The sequence below is a fragment of the Ruminococcus sp. 210702-SL.1.03 genome (assembly GCF_020559915.1).
Taxonomy (GTDB): Bacteria; Bacillota; Clostridia; order Oscillospirales; family Ruminococcaceae; genus YE71.
On record NZ_JAJCLZ010000005.1, the window covers coordinates 56,775 to 70,739 of the forward strand.

The window sequence follows — 13,965 nt, forward strand, 5'->3', positions numbered from 1 at the left end:
AGGGCTTTTTAAAATGGAACAGAACAGCGGCAAAAAGTCCTCGGCAGGACAAAAAATACTTAAATGCGGCGTAATATCGTGGATAGTAATAATCGCGGTGTGGGCGCTGGGAGCTATGAGCATAAAGGACGAATACTTCCTCCCCAGCCCGAAACAAACGCTGATAAGCATAAAGCTGCTTATAGAAAACGGCACGCTTTGGGCAGACATCGCGGCGAGCGCGGGCAGAGTTATAAAGGGCTGGCTGTTGGCGATAGTTTTCGCAGTACCGCTCGGACTTATGGTCGGCAACTTCCGCGTAGTGCGCTGGCTGGTAGAGCCTATACTCAGCTTTTTCAGATTCGTACCCGCCATCGCGCTGACCACCCTCTTCCTGATGTGGTTCGGCGTAGGCGAAGAATCGAAAGTAGCGCTTATCTTCTACGCTTCATTCTTCCCGATGTTCGTAAACACCATCGCGGGCGTGGCTTCCACCGACAAGCAGCTTGTAGAAGCGGCTTCCTGCATGGGCGCTAAGAAAGCAAGAGTATTCTTCACAGTAGTAGTACCCTCGGCGGTATCCAACATCTACACGGGCATACGCCTAGGTCTAAGCTCCGCCATCATCTGCGTTATCGCGGCGGAAATGCTGGTAGGCAGCGACGGTCTGGGCTACCTGATAAACAGCTCAAAGCTTTACTACAAAACAAGCTGGGCGTTTGCAGGTATAGTCACCCTCGCAGTCATAGGCTTCGCGGCTGACAGACTGCTGCAATTCATCGGCAGGAAAAAGCTCAGCCACTTCGGAGTAAAGTAAACACCATACATAAAAATATAAAAAATACAAACAACGTAAAATTACAGGAGTTGAATCAAAATGAAAATAAATAAGATAATTTCGGCACTCGCAGCATCGGCACTCAGCATTTCCCTGCTCGCGGGCTGCGGAAATTCGGGCAGCGGCGACACCCCTAAAGTAGTAAAGGGCAAAAACGGACAAGACCTGCAAACGCTGCGCCTTGCGGTAATGACGGGCAACCTCGACCACTACGCTTCATACGTCGGCGTAGAGCAGGGCATTTTTGAAAAGTACGGCATAAACCTCGAGATAACCGAGTACGCTTTCGGCATAAACACCATCGACGCTATTGCGAACGGCAACGCGGACGTTGGCGACATGGCTGACTACGCCGCAGTGAACCGCCTCGGCACCACCCTAGACCAGACGAACCTCGTGATGTTTTCAGAGCTGAACGGCGGCGAGATAGGCGACGGCGGACTTTATGTAGCGCCCGAGTATGAAAACGACCTCTCAAAGCTTGACGGCAGCAAGGGCTTTGTAACGCAGATAGGCACGGTAAACGAGTACCTTAACAGCCAGGCTATCGCTTACTTAGGTCTTGACGAGAGCAAACAGAAGATTATAAATACCGATTCCGCGCAGTCGGCGCTTGCGCTGGCTAAGAGCGGCGACGCTTCCGCCACCATCGCGAGCGGCTCGAACGCAAAGTACCTCGAAGAAGTGGGCTGGAAGCTGGCAGTCACCTCGCAGGATCTCGGCGAAGTTACAGGCGCATACTACTTCACCTCTGACAGCTTCATCGACAAGAACACCGACCTGCTGGCGAACTACCTCAAAGCCATCAACGAGAGCTACGAGTATGTAAACGCACACATGGACGAGAGCGCCGAGTACCTCGAAGGCAAGATAGGCGTAAAGGCTGACGACTTCAAGCTTCAGTGGAAAGTACAGGGCTTCAGCACAGGCTTCAGCGAGGAAGCGGCACAGCACCTCGAGAGCATTCAGAAATGGGCGCACGACCACGGCAAGTACGACTCTGACTACAACGTGCGCGACTTCATCGACACAAGAGCGGCGAAGATAGCTTTCCCCGACAAGACCACTGTCAAGAACACCAAAAAATAATAATCAAACGAAATTTTAAATACTGATAAGGAGCGATACACTATGGGTTATCCAAGCATTTTCCCTACGGGAGTAACACTTTACAACAAAGAAAAGGCATACGGCGGCTACACGATTTTCCCCTCGGCTAAGGGCGCGCTGCTGATAGATATGAACGGCAACGAGGTAAAGCTTTGGGCAGGTCTTTGCGGCTTCCCGAACAAGATCCTCCCCGGCGGATATGTAATGGGCAATACGGGCGTAAGAGGCGGCAAGTACGCTTATCAAGACCAGCTCGACCTCGTGCAGGTAGACTGGGACGGACACATAGTTTGGAAATTCGACAAGACCGAACTTGTGGCAGACCCCGGAAAAGACCCCGTATACATGGCTCGTCAGCACCACGATTATCAGCGCGAGGGCAGCACCGTAGGCTACTATTACCCCGGCGGAGAGCCTAAGACCGACAGCGGCAACACCCTTATCCTCACCCACGAAAATCTTTACAACCACGATATTTCCGACAAGCGCCTTATCGACGACAAGATAATCGAGGTCGATTGGGAGGGCAATATAGTTTGGAGCTGGCGCGCGAGCGACCACTTTGACGAGCTGGGCTTTGACGAAGCGGCTAAGAACGTTCTTTTCAGAAACCCCGGTCTGCATGAAGAAGCGGGCGGCGACTGGATGCACATCAACAACTTTTCCACCCTCGGTGAAAACAAGTGGTACGACGCAGGCGACGAGCGCTTCCACCCCGACAACATCATTTTCGACGCGAGAAACTCGAACATTCTCGGCATCATCGAAAAGAAAACGGGCAAGATAGTTTGGCGCTTAGGCCCTGACTTCAACGAGAGCGAAGCTACTAGAAAGCTCGGCTGGATAATCGGTCAGCACCACCTGCACATGATACCGAAGGGTCTGCCCGGCGAAGGCGACCTGCTGGTATTCGATAACGGCGGCGAGGGCGGCTACGGCGTGCCCAACCCCGCTTCGCCCACAGGCGTGAACAACGCTCACCGCGACTACTCGCGCGTGCTGCAGTTCAACCCCATCACCCTCGAGATAACCTGGCAGTACACTCCCCTCGAGGCGGGCAGCCTGCTCTTTACCGACGCTTCTAAATTTTACAGCTCGTACATCAGCTCGGCTCAGCGCCTGCCGAACGGCAACACGCTGATAACCGAAGGCTCTGACGGCAGACTTATAGAAGTTACCCCCGAGCACGAGATAGTTTGGGAATACATAAACCCCTACTTCAAGAAGCTGGGCGGCAATTTCCTCTGCAACATGATCTACCGCGCATACCGCGTACCTTACGAGTGGGTACCGCAGGCGGAAAGACACGAGGAAGTTTCGGTAGAGCCGCTAGACGTCAGCACATTCCGCGTACCGGGCGCTTCCGCAGGCGCGGGCACGGGCGAAGTTACCGCGGTAGACGGCATCGACCCGACCAAGCCTATACCGCTTACAGGCTCTAACGCTGACGAAGACGGCGACGATGACGAGCGCATAGACTTCTGCGTAGCTTCTATCAAGAAGAGCGAGATAGAGAGCATAAACTAAGCCATAGTGAATAAAATACAGCAAAAAAGAGGACAGTTCCCGATCATTGGGAGCTGTCCTCTTTCGTATATCGAATATGCTTAAATATCAGCGAATGTCTTTTTTCTTCATAGCCGCTATGCCGATGACAGTCGCGATCACGAGGTAGATAACGCATACCACTATCATGCGCGTGGTGGTGTCGCTGTCCTGCGCGGGGCTGAAGCCCGTTATAGCGTTGCTGGGAACGTAGTCTGCAATGCTGAAATCATCGGAAATATCAACATACTTGTGCAGCACCATATCCGCCACCTGATACAGCAGAGTAGGTATGCCCGAAGATAGCGCCACGCCGAAAGCTATCGAAACAGCCGTGCTGCGGGTTATCATTATCACCATGATTATCACGGCGGCGATGGTGATGTGCGAAAGAAGCTGTATGCCGAGAGCCTTTGCGAAGTCCTCTCCGCTGCCGAAAACAACGTCTACCTTGCACTTCGACTCGATAACGGCTTTCGCTATCGCCATCGAAACGCCCCAGCTTATCAGCATGGCAAATATGGTGTACACCGCCGAGCAGATAAGCTTTGCGAGCACTATCTTGCGCCGCGCAACGCAGCCGCCGAGGTTTTTGATGTAGCCGTTTTTGCTGTCGGAATTGGCGAAGATAACTAAGTATATGCTGAGCGGCAGAAGCAGGTTCATTCCGCTTGTCATCATAGTAAGAATATCTGCGGCGGAGTAGCTGTTTTTATTAGCGGCATTCATAAGCGTGCCGACCGTGCCGGTCATTGTCGGGTCGTCGCTGGTCGCGTCCTCATAATCCGCCGTCATGGTGACTGATACTCCGTTCTCGTCATCATTATCCTCAGCAGGCTCGTGCAAAAGCGCTATCAGCAGAGCGTTTGAGAGAATGGTTATCGCCGTAGTGGCTATCGCTATTATGGTCATTATGTAAGTAGATCTCGACTTTTTCATCAGAAAAAGGTTAGAACGTATAAGGTCAAACATTTCCGACACCTCCCGTAAGTTTGAGGAAATAATCTTCCAGCGCCTCGCTGTGGGTGCATATGCTGTATACCCAAAGCCCCGCCTTTGCCATCGCGAGAGTTATCTGCGCGCTTTCGTTGGTGCGCTCGAAAATGCCTATCGTGTTTTCGCCGACAAGTCTGAAATTATTAAAGCCCATTTCCTGAAGCACGTCCGCCGCCTTATTTATGTCGGAAACGCTTATGTCGATATGCGAGCTGCATTTTGCCATAAGCTGCTCGCGCGTCAGCTCTTCTATCATCACGCCGTTATTGATTATTCCGAAAGATGTCGCTACCTTCGCAAGTTCTTCCAATATGTGGCTCGAAATTATAATGGTTATCCCGCGCTCGGCATTCAGCCTGTGCAATACGTCGCGCACCTCGGCTATGCCCTGCGGGTCAAGACCGTTGATCGGCTCGTCGAGTATCAGCAGCTCGGGGTCTGCCACCAGCGCCATAGCTATGCCCAGCCTTTGGCGCATACCGAGTGAGAATTTGCCCGCGGCTTTTTTGCCAACGCCGCCCAGCCCCACCAGCTCAAGCAGCTCTTTTTCTTTCTGCGCCGAGTTTTTCACGCCGAAAGCCAGCGCTTTGATGTGGATATTATCAGCGGCTGAGAGGTTTGCGTAAATTCCCGGGGCTTCTATCAGCGCGCCCACACGCCTCATCATCTTCACCCGCTCAGCGCCGCGCTTGCCGAAGAGGGTAAAGTCGCCCGCCGAGGGTGCAGCCAGCCCGCAGATCATCTTCATAAGCGTGGTCTTGCCCGCGCCGTTTCTGCCGATAAGCCCGTATATCTCGCCTTTTGAGATATTCATGCTGACTCTGTTCACGGCGGGCTTGCCGTGGTATATCTTAGTCAGCGAATCTGTTGTTAGCAGATATTCCATATTCAGTCGCCTCCATATGTATATTTTTTTTCGTATGTATTATAAAGTATATCATAACGCGCGCGCTTTGTCAACAAAAGCTTTTACTTTCATCTGTATAATATTATACATCATATAGTATCAATTGTCAATAGCCACGAGCAAATTTTTTCATAAAAAAAGCGCATGACGCTCCATTTTTCGGAACGCCATGCGCAAAAGTTTCAAAATTATTCAGCGCCAAGCTGCTCGTTTAGCTCATCTACCATCATTTGCAGCTTTTCGCGGGTGATGTCGGCAATGCCGCAGAAGCTGAGGATAGCGTGCAGCGGCAGGTCGCCCGCCATAGCCAGCGCCATCTCTTCCCCGCTCTCGCCCAGCGCGTCCGCGCCGCCGTTCGTGCCAATATCCACCGACTTCATCAGCTTTGCAAACATCGCAAGACCCTCTGGCACGGCGGTTATGTCACCGCAGGCGCTGTCGAGCGTGAATTTCACCGGCAGCTTTTCCCTGCCGTTAAAGCGCACCGCGTCGCTCAGGCGAATATCCGCCGAGGAAGCGCCGATGAGCACCTCGTACCTGCCGCTTTCGGCGAACCACTTGTGCAGCTTCACCGACCAGTATGCGAATGCGCTCTGGTCAAGGCGGAAAGCTATACGCTTGCTCTCGCCAGCTTTCAGAAAGACCTTTTCAAAGCCTTTCAGCTCCTTTTCGGGGCGGATAACGGAGGCTTCAGTAGGGGCGATGTAGAGCTGCACCGTTTCCGCGCCGTCGCGGCTGCCGATGTTTTTCACCGTCAGCTCGGCTGTAAAGCTCTTGCCCTCGCTGACCTCGTGCGCTGAAATGCGCAGGTCTGAGTACTCAAACTGCGTATAGCTCATGCCGTATCCGAACGGGAAAAGCGGCTTTATCTGTTTTTTATCGTAATATCTGTAACCCACGAACACGCCCTCAGCATAGTTCACGTCGTCGCCCTCGCCGGGGAAATTGAGGTAAGAGGGGTTGTCGGCGAGCTTTTGCGGGAAAGTTTCCGCAAGCTTTCCGCTCGGGTTCGCCCTTCCGTAAAGCAGCGCTATCTCGGCTTCGCCAACTGCCTGACCGCCCAGATACATCTCGATCAGACCCTTTATCTTCCCGATGAAAGGCATCTCTACGGGCGAGCCGTTGTGCAGGAGGACTACTATATTTTCGTTGACCTCGCTGAGCTTTTCTATAAGGCGAAGCTGGCACTCAGGCATACGCATATGCTTTCTGTCGTAGCCCTCAGACTCAAAAGTATCGGGCAGACCAGCAAAAACCACCACCTTATCGGCGTTTTTCGCAGCTTCGAGAGCCTCGTTTTCCAGCGCTTCGTCAGCCTCATTGCCCATATTAAAGCCGCGCGCATAAGTAACGCCCGCTATGTCGGACGCCGCCTGCACGGCGGATACGGTTTTGTAAGAATTTATATGCGAGCTTCCGCCGCCCTGATAGCGGGGCTTTTCGGCGAACGCGCCCACGAAAGCGACCTTTTCGCCCTCTTTCAGCGGAAGTATATCGCCGTCATTTTTCAGCAGTACCGCGCAGTTTTCGGCGATCTTTGCGGCAAGTTTGTGGTGGCGGTCTTTATCCCATACCACCTGCGGTTTTTCCTCGCTGCCGCGCTGAACCAGCTCCAGCACGCGGCGCACGCAATTATCCAGCTCTTCCTCGCTAAGCTCGCCGCTCTCCACCGCCTTAACTATCGCGGCGTCGTTCTTGCCCATGCTTGCGGGCATTTCGAGGTCAAGCCCCGCGCGGATAGCCTTTGCGCGGTCGTCAACTGCGCCCCAGTCGCTCATCACAAGTCCGCCGAAGCCCCAGTCTTCGCGCAGAATATCCGTAAGCAGCAGCTTGTTCTGCGAGGAATACTCGCCGTTTATCTTGTTGTACGAGCACATCACCGTCCAAGGCTTAGCGTTTTTCACCACCGATTCAAAAGCGGCGAGGTAGATCTCGTGCAGAGTTCTCTCGTCGATATTTGCGGAAACGCTCATGCGGCGGCTCTCCTGATTATTAGCGGCGAAATGCTTCAGCGAAGTGCCAACGCCCATGCTCTGCACGCCCGTTATATGCTCCTCAGCCATCTGCGAAGCGAGGTAGGGGTCTTCCGAGAAGTACTCAAAATTTCTGCCGCATAGGGGCGAACGCTTGATATTACAGCCGGGGCCGAGTATAACGGAAACGTTTTCCGCGCGGCATTCCTCGCCCAGCGCCTTGCCCAATTCTTTGAGCAGACCGCGGTCGAAAGAGCAGGCAAGCGCCGAAGCTGATGGAAAGCAGACCGCCTCGATAGCCTCGTTAGGGTTCTGCGCGCCCTCGCGGTTTTTGCGAAGTCCATGCGGGCCGTCGCTAACCATTATCTGCGGTATATCCAGCCGCTCTACGGGTTTGGTGTGCCAAAAATCCGCGCCCGAGCAAAGCGCCGCCTTTTCCTCAAGCGTAAGCTCTTTCAAGATAGTTTCTATGTTCATGAGATCATTCCTTTCCCTCAATATAAAAAGTAGACTCCATATCCGCGATGTGCGTTGCCAGCGCCAGCGGGTAAAGCTCCAGCGCTTTGCCTATCGTGTTCGTGTTCTCTTCGCCCGAAAAGCCCATGTGCCAGCGTATCGCCATAGCTTCGTCGCGCGTCAGCCGCATGAACCCGCTCACTATGTACACGCTCTTCTCGCCGTGGCCGTAGGGCAGCATATCGTGGTACTCGTAGTAGGGCACTTTTTCCCAAACGCCCTGCTCGTTCTTCGCGTTGCGGTAGCTCACGCGGTAAAGGTTTATCTTGCAGAGGTCGTGCAGCAGCGAGGCTATCGCTATGCTCTCCTCAGTGTACTCCAGCCCGTACTGCTCTTTCACCCGCTCGCGCTCCAGATATGAGCACAAGCAGTCGTAAACGTGCAGCGAGTGCTCGCACAAGCCGCCCTCATAAGCGCCGTGGTAGCGGGTAGAGGCGGGCGCTGTGAAAAAGTCGCTCCCCTCAGAATCCAGCCACTCCAGCAGCTTGTCCGCGCCGCGGCGGGTTATCTTTTCATTGTATATACTGATAAATCTTTCCTTGTTTGCTAATACGTCAGCAGGCATACCGCGCCTTCCTTTCTGTTTGCCGCCGCGTCAGCCCAGACGCAGCATTTCGTCGATGCAGACTCTCGCTTTCGCGATAAGCTCGGGCGACATGAATATCTCGTTCTCCTCAGCCGCGGGACTGCCTATCGCTTCGCATACGCGGTAAACGTCCATCAGCGAGGTGAGCTTCATGTTCGGGCAGAGTATTTTTTTCGAGAGTATGTAAAATCTTTTGTCAGGGCACTTATACTGCAAATGCTCCGCTATGCTCATTTCTGTGCCGATTATAAACTCCTTAGCTTCCGACTTCTCGGCGAAATTCATTATTCCCGAAGTAGAGCCTACATAGTCTGCCTGCTCTGATACGCCTGGCACGCACTCGGGGTGCACCAGCACCAGCGCGTTCGGGTGAGCCTGCTTCGCGAGCCTTACCTCTTCGGGGTTGACCGCCGCGTGTACGGGACATCCGCCTTGAAGCAGCTTTATATCCTTATCGGGACAGGCTTTCTGCACAAATGCGCCGAGGTTGCAGTCGGGTATGAAAAGTATCTTCTTATCCTCCATAGCGCTTACTATCTTCACCGCCGAGGACGAGGTAACGCAAACGTCGCATACGGTCTTGAGCGCCGCGGTGGTGTTTATGTAAGCCACTACCTTGCGCTCGGGGTCTTGCGCCTTTATCATCTCTATCATCTCAGGCTCCATCTGCTCAGCCATAGGGCAGCCCGCCGCTGTGTTCGCGAGGTAAACGTGCTTTTCGGGCGAGAGCATCTTAGCCGTTTCCGCCATAAAATGCACACCGCAGAAGACTATATTCTTGTTCGTAACTTTAGAAGCGTCTACTGAAAGCTTGTAGGAATCGCCCGTAAAGTCGGCAGCCTCTACTATCTCTCTGCCCTGATAGCTGTGCGCCAGTATGCAGATGTCTTTTTCTTTTTTGAGCTTTTCTATCTTCTGCTGTATCTCATAAACCGTATTTACATTTTCCATAATTATTTCTTTCCTTTCAGAATACCGAGTACTGCGGCATTATCTTTTATAATCATTATACACTACTGCAAACATGATGTCAACCATTTAATGTGTAGAATATCCTAGCTGATTTTTGACATATATCGCGTTTGCGCCTTGACCGCGCGGGGTTTATATGATATAATACAAAAGAGGCGTACTGCACAAAGCGGTGCGCCTCTCTCGCCGTATCATTTCTCGGCTCAGAAATTGTCCGAGATGTATTTTTCAGCCGATGCAGCCGCGTTAGCGCCGTCAGCCGCAGCGGTAACTACCTGCCGCAGCGGTGTGGTGCGAACATCGCCCGCAGCGAAAAGTCCCGCAGCGCTGGTAACGCAGTCCTCGCCCGCAGCGGCGTAGCCGCCCTCAAGTTTGCAGACGCCCTCGAGAAGCTGAGTGTTCGGCACGCTGCCTACCGCGCAGAATATGCCGTCGAGCGCCAGGCTCTTTTCCTCGCCCGCCTGCTCGTAAACTATGCCCTCGGCGTTCGCGCCGCCCGTGATCTCTTTGAGCTGCGCGCTCATTATCTTCACGATGTTTTCGGTATCGTCCACCTTTTTCTGGAGCGACTTGTTCGCGCGGAACTCATCGCGCCTATGCACGAGGTAAACGGTCTTTGCAAGCTTAGAAAGGTAAAGCGCGTCGCCCAGCGCGGTATCTCCGCCGCCTATGACCGCCACCGTCTTATCCTTGTAGAAAAATCCATCGCACACCGCGCAGAATGATATGCGCTGCTTGTCCTCGCCCTTGACGCCGAGATGGCGGTATGAAGTGCCCGCCGCGTAAACTACCGCCTTAGCGGTCTTTTCGCCGCCCAGCTTGAACTTGACGTGCCAAACGCCGTCCGCCTGTTCCAAGCTTTCAACTTCGCCCTCGTAAAACTCCGCACCAAGCGTTTCAGCCTGCTCGCGGAACTTCTCGCCCAGCTCGTAGCCGCTGAGTCCGTAAAGACCGGGGTAATTTTCCACTCTATCGGTGACGGAGATCTGTCCCGTACCCATGTAGTCTTTTTCCACTACCAGCGCGCTGAGCATAGCCCTTCTGGCGTATATCGCCGCGGTAAGTCCCGCAGGGCCGCTGCCTATTATAATAATGTCTGTCATTTTTCATCAGCCTCCTTTATATATAATACATCGGTTCCGCATTTTTTTCAAGTGTTTCTTCGCTGTATCTCTGAATAAAATTTTTGAGAGTTATATTTTTCGCCAGCCCGTTAAGCTCGCGCTCAAATCTGCTCCAGAGTACTTCGTCCAGCACTTCCGAAAGCTGCTTGTTTTCGGCGTTCACCATAGCCACGTCGCTGCCCAATACGCTGGGGTCGAGCGCGTCGATTATCTCTTTCAGAGTTATCTCGTCGGCGCTTTTGGCGAGGATATATCCCCCGCGCGAGCCTTTTATACCTTTTATAAGCTTTGCGTGGCGCAGCGCTGAGAGCACCTGCTCTAAATATTTACATGAGAGCGCCCTGCGGTCTGCTATGCTGTACACCGTTACAGTTTCGCTGTTTTCTGAATTAAGGGCTATATCGGCTATCGCGATAATGCCGCACTCTACCTTTGTAGATATTTTCATAGCGTTCCATTCCTTTCATACTAGAATTTGGTCAAAATCAGTTTCCTACTATTCATACAATTCCTATCAACATAATATATTTTATACTTTTTTCGTCAGAATGTCAAGGGTTTTTATAAAACTTCGCTGATTTTTAAAAATTATGTTAAATTTATAGTTATCCTATTGACTTTGTATGATTTAAGTGCTATAATATATCCATACCAAGGGGAAACCTATTTAAGACCAGTATTTAGTATTAGCATATCACTACCTTTTATAATGCAGGCTTCCCGAAAAATGAAATGGGGGAATATCCTTTGAAATTCAATACTTCTTTGCTGCACGGCGGCTTTTCACCTGAAAAGGGTACGGGCGCTACGCTCACGCCGATATATCAGGTAAGCGCTTTCGCGCAGGACTCTGCCGAGCAGCTTGAAAAAGTTTTCAATAATAAAGCTCCCGGTTTTGCGTACACGCGGATAAGCAATCCTACCGTAGCGGCGTTTGAAAACCGCATAAACGCGCTCGAAAAGGGCGTCGGAGCAGTAGCCTGTTCATCGGGCATGGCGGCTGTTACGATGTCGCTGCTCAATATCTTGCAGCAGGGCGACGAGGTCATCGCGGCAGCGGGGCTTTTCGGCGGTACTATCGACCTTTTCGGCGACCTAATGGCTTTCGGCATAAAAACGCGCTTTGTAGAGCACGTCACCGCCGAGGAGATAGAGCCTTTGATAAACGATAAAACTAAAGCCGTGTTTGCCGAGCTTATCGGCAATCCTAATCTCGAGGTGGCAGACCTTGAGGAAGTATCGGCTCTGGCGCACTCGCACGGCGTGCCGCTCATCATCGACGCTACTACCGCAACTCCTTATCTGATACACCCGTTCGATTTTGGCGCAGATATAGTGGTGCACTCAAGCTCGAAATACATAAACGGCGGCGGAAACTCGATAAGCGGAATAATAATCGACAGCGGCAGCTTCAAGTGGAACTGCGAGCGCTACGCGGGGCTTGCCGAGTACAAGAAATTCGGAAAATTTGCATACATCGCGAAGCTGAGAAACGGAATTTGGCGCAACGTGGGCGGCTGCCTCGCGCCGATGAACGCTTTCATGAACAGCGTGGGTCTGGAAACTATGGGCCTGCGTATGGAGCGCAGCTGCTCTAATGCGCTGGCGCTCGCGAAATTCTTTGAGAGCTGCGAGGGCATAGAGGTAAACTACCCCGCGCTTGAAAGCAGCCCATTTTACCCGCTTTGCAAAAAGCAGCTTAAAGGCATGGGCGGCGCGATAGTTACCATACGCGCAGGCTCTAAAGAGCGCGCATTCAAGCTGATAAACGGGCTGAAACTCGCGGTGAACGCGACCAACATCGGCGACGTGAGAACGCTAGTCATACACCCCGCCAGCACGATATACACCCACAGCAGCGAAAAGCAGCAGCTCAGCGCGGGCGTATACGGCGACACCATAAGGATAAGCGTCGGAATAGAGGACGCCGAAGACCTTATACAAGATTTCAAACAGTCAATAGAGAATATCTGAGGAGGATAATATATAATGGCAACTGATTACTCAACACTGAAAAAAGGCGGATTTATGCGCCAGAAGCAGAAAAACAACTTTTCACTCAGACTGCGAGTAGTAGGCGGCAACCTTACCGCAAAGCAGCTCGCGACAATAGCAGAAGTTTCAGATAAATACGGCGAGGGCTATGTGCACCTCACTTCGCGCCAGAGCGTAGAGATACCTTTTATAAAGCTCGACGACATCGACGAAGTAAAAGCGGCGCTGGCTGCGGGCGATACCGAGCCGGGCGTTTGCGGCCCCAGAGTAAGAACTATCACAGCTTGTCAGGGTGCAGCCGTCTGTCCTAGCGGCTGTATCGACACCTATGCGCTGGCTAAAGAGCTTGACGAGCGCTACTTCGCCCGCGAGCTGCCGCACAAATTCAAGTTCGGCATTACCGGCTGCCAGAACAACTGCTTAAAATCCGAAGAGAACGACGTGGGAATAAAGGGCGGCATAAAAGTAAAGTGGCGCGAAGCCGACTGCATACACTGCGGAGTTTGCGCTAAAGCCTGCCGCCGCAACGCCATCACCATAGAGGACGGCGAGATAAAGGTAGACGAGAGCCTCTGCAACTTCTGCGGACGCTGCTACAAAGCCTGCCCGACCGAAGCTTGGGACACCATACACGGCTACATAGTTTCATTCGGCGGACTTTTCGGAAACACCATCAATAAGGGCGAAACTATAATACCCTTTATAGAGGACAAGGAAACTCTCATGAAGATCTGCGACGCCGCTATAATCTTCTTTGAGAAAAACGCAAACGCGGGCGAGCGCTTTAAATTCACCATCGACCGCGTGGGCAGGGAAAAGTTTGAAAAAGAAATACTGGAGGTATATAACAATGGCTGAATTTAAGATCGACGATACGGTAGACATCACCGACGTAGTCTGCCCTACCACATTCGTAAAGGCAAAAGTAGCCCTCGAAGAGCTTGACGAGGGACAGATACTCGCCATAAGAATGAACGACGGCGAGCCTGTACAGAACGTGCCCCGCAGCGTAAAGGAAGAGGGTCACAAGATACTCAAGCTGATAAACAACGAGGACGGCACATACGACCTCATAGTAGAAAAGGTGGGAGATTAAAAATGGCAGTAAAGGCAAACGGCGAAACTTTTGAAACCGAGATAGCAGAGAGCGGAAAGCTAGTGATAGCAGATTTCTATTCAGATTCCTGCGTGCCCTGCAAGCGAATGTCCCCGCTGCTTGCCGAAGCCGAAGAGCAGAGGGAGAATGTGAAGCTGGTAAAGCTGAACATAAATTTCGACGCTGACACCGCTGTAAAATACGGCGTTTCGGCTGTACCAACGCTTATATTTTTCAAAGACGGCAAAGAAGTTTCCCGACTCACGGGCGCGGTAAAGAGAGCCGAGCTCGAAGCGGCGATAGAAGCTAACGAATAAAATTTTATACA

14 protein-coding genes are annotated in these 13,965 nt (G+C 52.3%); 7 read left to right on the forward strand and 7 right to left on the reverse strand.

Going from position 1 to position 13,965, the window contains the following annotated elements; translation table 11 throughout:
* The first annotated feature begins 13 nt into the window (after positions 1 to 13).
* The 3 genes from LI114_RS04355 to LI114_RS04365 are packed head-to-tail and all read left to right on the forward strand — an operon-like array spanning position 14 to position 3,454.
* Positions 14 to 796 carry an ABC transporter permease gene (locus LI114_RS04355; RefSeq protein WP_227219607.1) on the forward strand — a complete coding sequence of 261 codons (783 nt, stop codon included), beginning with the start codon at positions 14 to 16 and terminating at the stop codon, positions 794 to 796.
* Positions 797 to 856: 60 nt separating this feature from the next.
* A complete protein-coding gene (locus tag LI114_RS04360) occupies positions 857 to 1,906 on the forward strand; it encodes an ABC transporter substrate-binding protein (RefSeq protein ID WP_227219608.1) in 1,050 nt (349 codons plus the stop codon).
* A 42-nt stretch (positions 1,907 to 1,948) separates the two neighbouring features.
* A complete protein-coding gene (locus LI114_RS04365; protein WP_227219609.1) occupies positions 1,949 to 3,454 on the forward strand; it encodes an aryl-sulfate sulfotransferase in 1,506 nt (501 codons plus the stop codon).
* Between the two features lie 87 nt (positions 3,455 to 3,541).
* On the opposite strand, the gene LI114_RS04370 is transcribed toward LI114_RS04365, so the two are convergent.
* The 7 genes from LI114_RS04370 to LI114_RS04400 form a co-directional block, all read right to left on the reverse strand.
* Positions 3,542 to 4,444, reverse strand: a complete 903-nt coding sequence (locus LI114_RS04370; RefSeq protein WP_227219610.1) for an ABC transporter permease — start codon at positions 4,442 to 4,444, stop codon at positions 3,542 to 3,544.
* Positions 4,437 to 5,354: an ATP-binding cassette domain-containing protein gene (locus LI114_RS04375; RefSeq protein ID WP_227219611.1), complete on the reverse strand. Its 918-nt coding sequence runs from the start codon at positions 5,352 to 5,354 to the stop codon at positions 4,437 to 4,439. Before LI114_RS04375 ends, LI114_RS04370 begins: the two co-directional genes overlap by 8 nt.
* A 209-nt stretch (positions 5,355 to 5,563) precedes the next feature.
* The gene (locus LI114_RS04380; protein WP_227219612.1) at positions 5,564 to 7,825 is read right to left on the reverse strand and encodes a glycoside hydrolase family 3 C-terminal domain-containing protein; all 2,262 of its coding nucleotides are present in this window, start codon (positions 7,823 to 7,825) and stop codon (positions 5,564 to 5,566) included.
* A gap of 4 nt (positions 7,826 to 7,829) precedes the next feature.
* Positions 7,830 to 8,429 (reverse strand): hydrolase, encoded by a 600-nt coding sequence (locus LI114_RS04385; protein WP_227219613.1) that lies wholly within the window; start codon positions 8,427 to 8,429, stop codon positions 7,830 to 7,832.
* Between the two features lie 30 nt (positions 8,430 to 8,459).
* Complete coding sequence (gene nadA, locus LI114_RS04390; protein ID WP_022127928.1) at positions 8,460 to 9,401, reverse strand: quinolinate synthase NadA; 942 nt, start codon at positions 9,399 to 9,401, stop codon at positions 8,460 to 8,462.
* A 224-nt stretch (positions 9,402 to 9,625) separates the two neighbouring features.
* Positions 9,626 to 10,525: an NAD(P)/FAD-dependent oxidoreductase gene (locus LI114_RS04395; RefSeq protein WP_227219614.1), complete on the reverse strand. Its 900-nt coding sequence runs from the start codon at positions 10,523 to 10,525 to the stop codon at positions 9,626 to 9,628.
* A gap of 16 nt (positions 10,526 to 10,541) precedes the next feature.
* Positions 10,542 to 10,994 carry an RrF2 family transcriptional regulator gene (locus LI114_RS04400; protein ID WP_227219615.1) on the reverse strand — a complete coding sequence of 151 codons (453 nt, stop codon included), beginning with the start codon at positions 10,992 to 10,994 and terminating at the stop codon, positions 10,542 to 10,544.
* A 299-nt stretch (positions 10,995 to 11,293) separates the two neighbouring features.
* Here LI114_RS04400 and LI114_RS04405 point away from each other — a divergent pair, with 299 nt between their 5' ends.
* The 4 genes from LI114_RS04405 to LI114_RS04420 are packed head-to-tail and all read left to right on the forward strand — an operon-like array spanning position 11,294 to position 13,954.
* Complete coding sequence (locus tag LI114_RS04405) at positions 11,294 to 12,520, forward strand: O-acetylhomoserine aminocarboxypropyltransferase/cysteine synthase family protein (RefSeq protein ID WP_227219616.1); 1,227 nt, start codon at positions 11,294 to 11,296, stop codon at positions 12,518 to 12,520.
* A gap of 15 nt (positions 12,521 to 12,535) precedes the next feature.
* Positions 12,536 to 13,399: a 4Fe-4S binding protein gene (locus LI114_RS04410; protein WP_227219617.1), complete on the forward strand. Its 864-nt coding sequence runs from the start codon at positions 12,536 to 12,538 to the stop codon at positions 13,397 to 13,399.
* On the forward strand, positions 13,392 to 13,637 hold the full coding sequence (locus LI114_RS04415) for a sulfurtransferase TusA family protein (RefSeq protein WP_022127923.1): 246 nt from the start codon (positions 13,392 to 13,394) through the stop codon (positions 13,635 to 13,637). Before LI114_RS04410 ends, LI114_RS04415 begins: the two co-directional genes overlap by 8 nt.
* A 2-nt stretch (positions 13,638 to 13,639) precedes the next feature.
* Positions 13,640 to 13,954, forward strand: a complete 315-nt coding sequence (locus LI114_RS04420) for a thioredoxin family protein (RefSeq protein ID WP_227219618.1) — start codon at positions 13,640 to 13,642, stop codon at positions 13,952 to 13,954.
* Positions 13,955 to 13,965 lie beyond the last annotated feature (11 nt).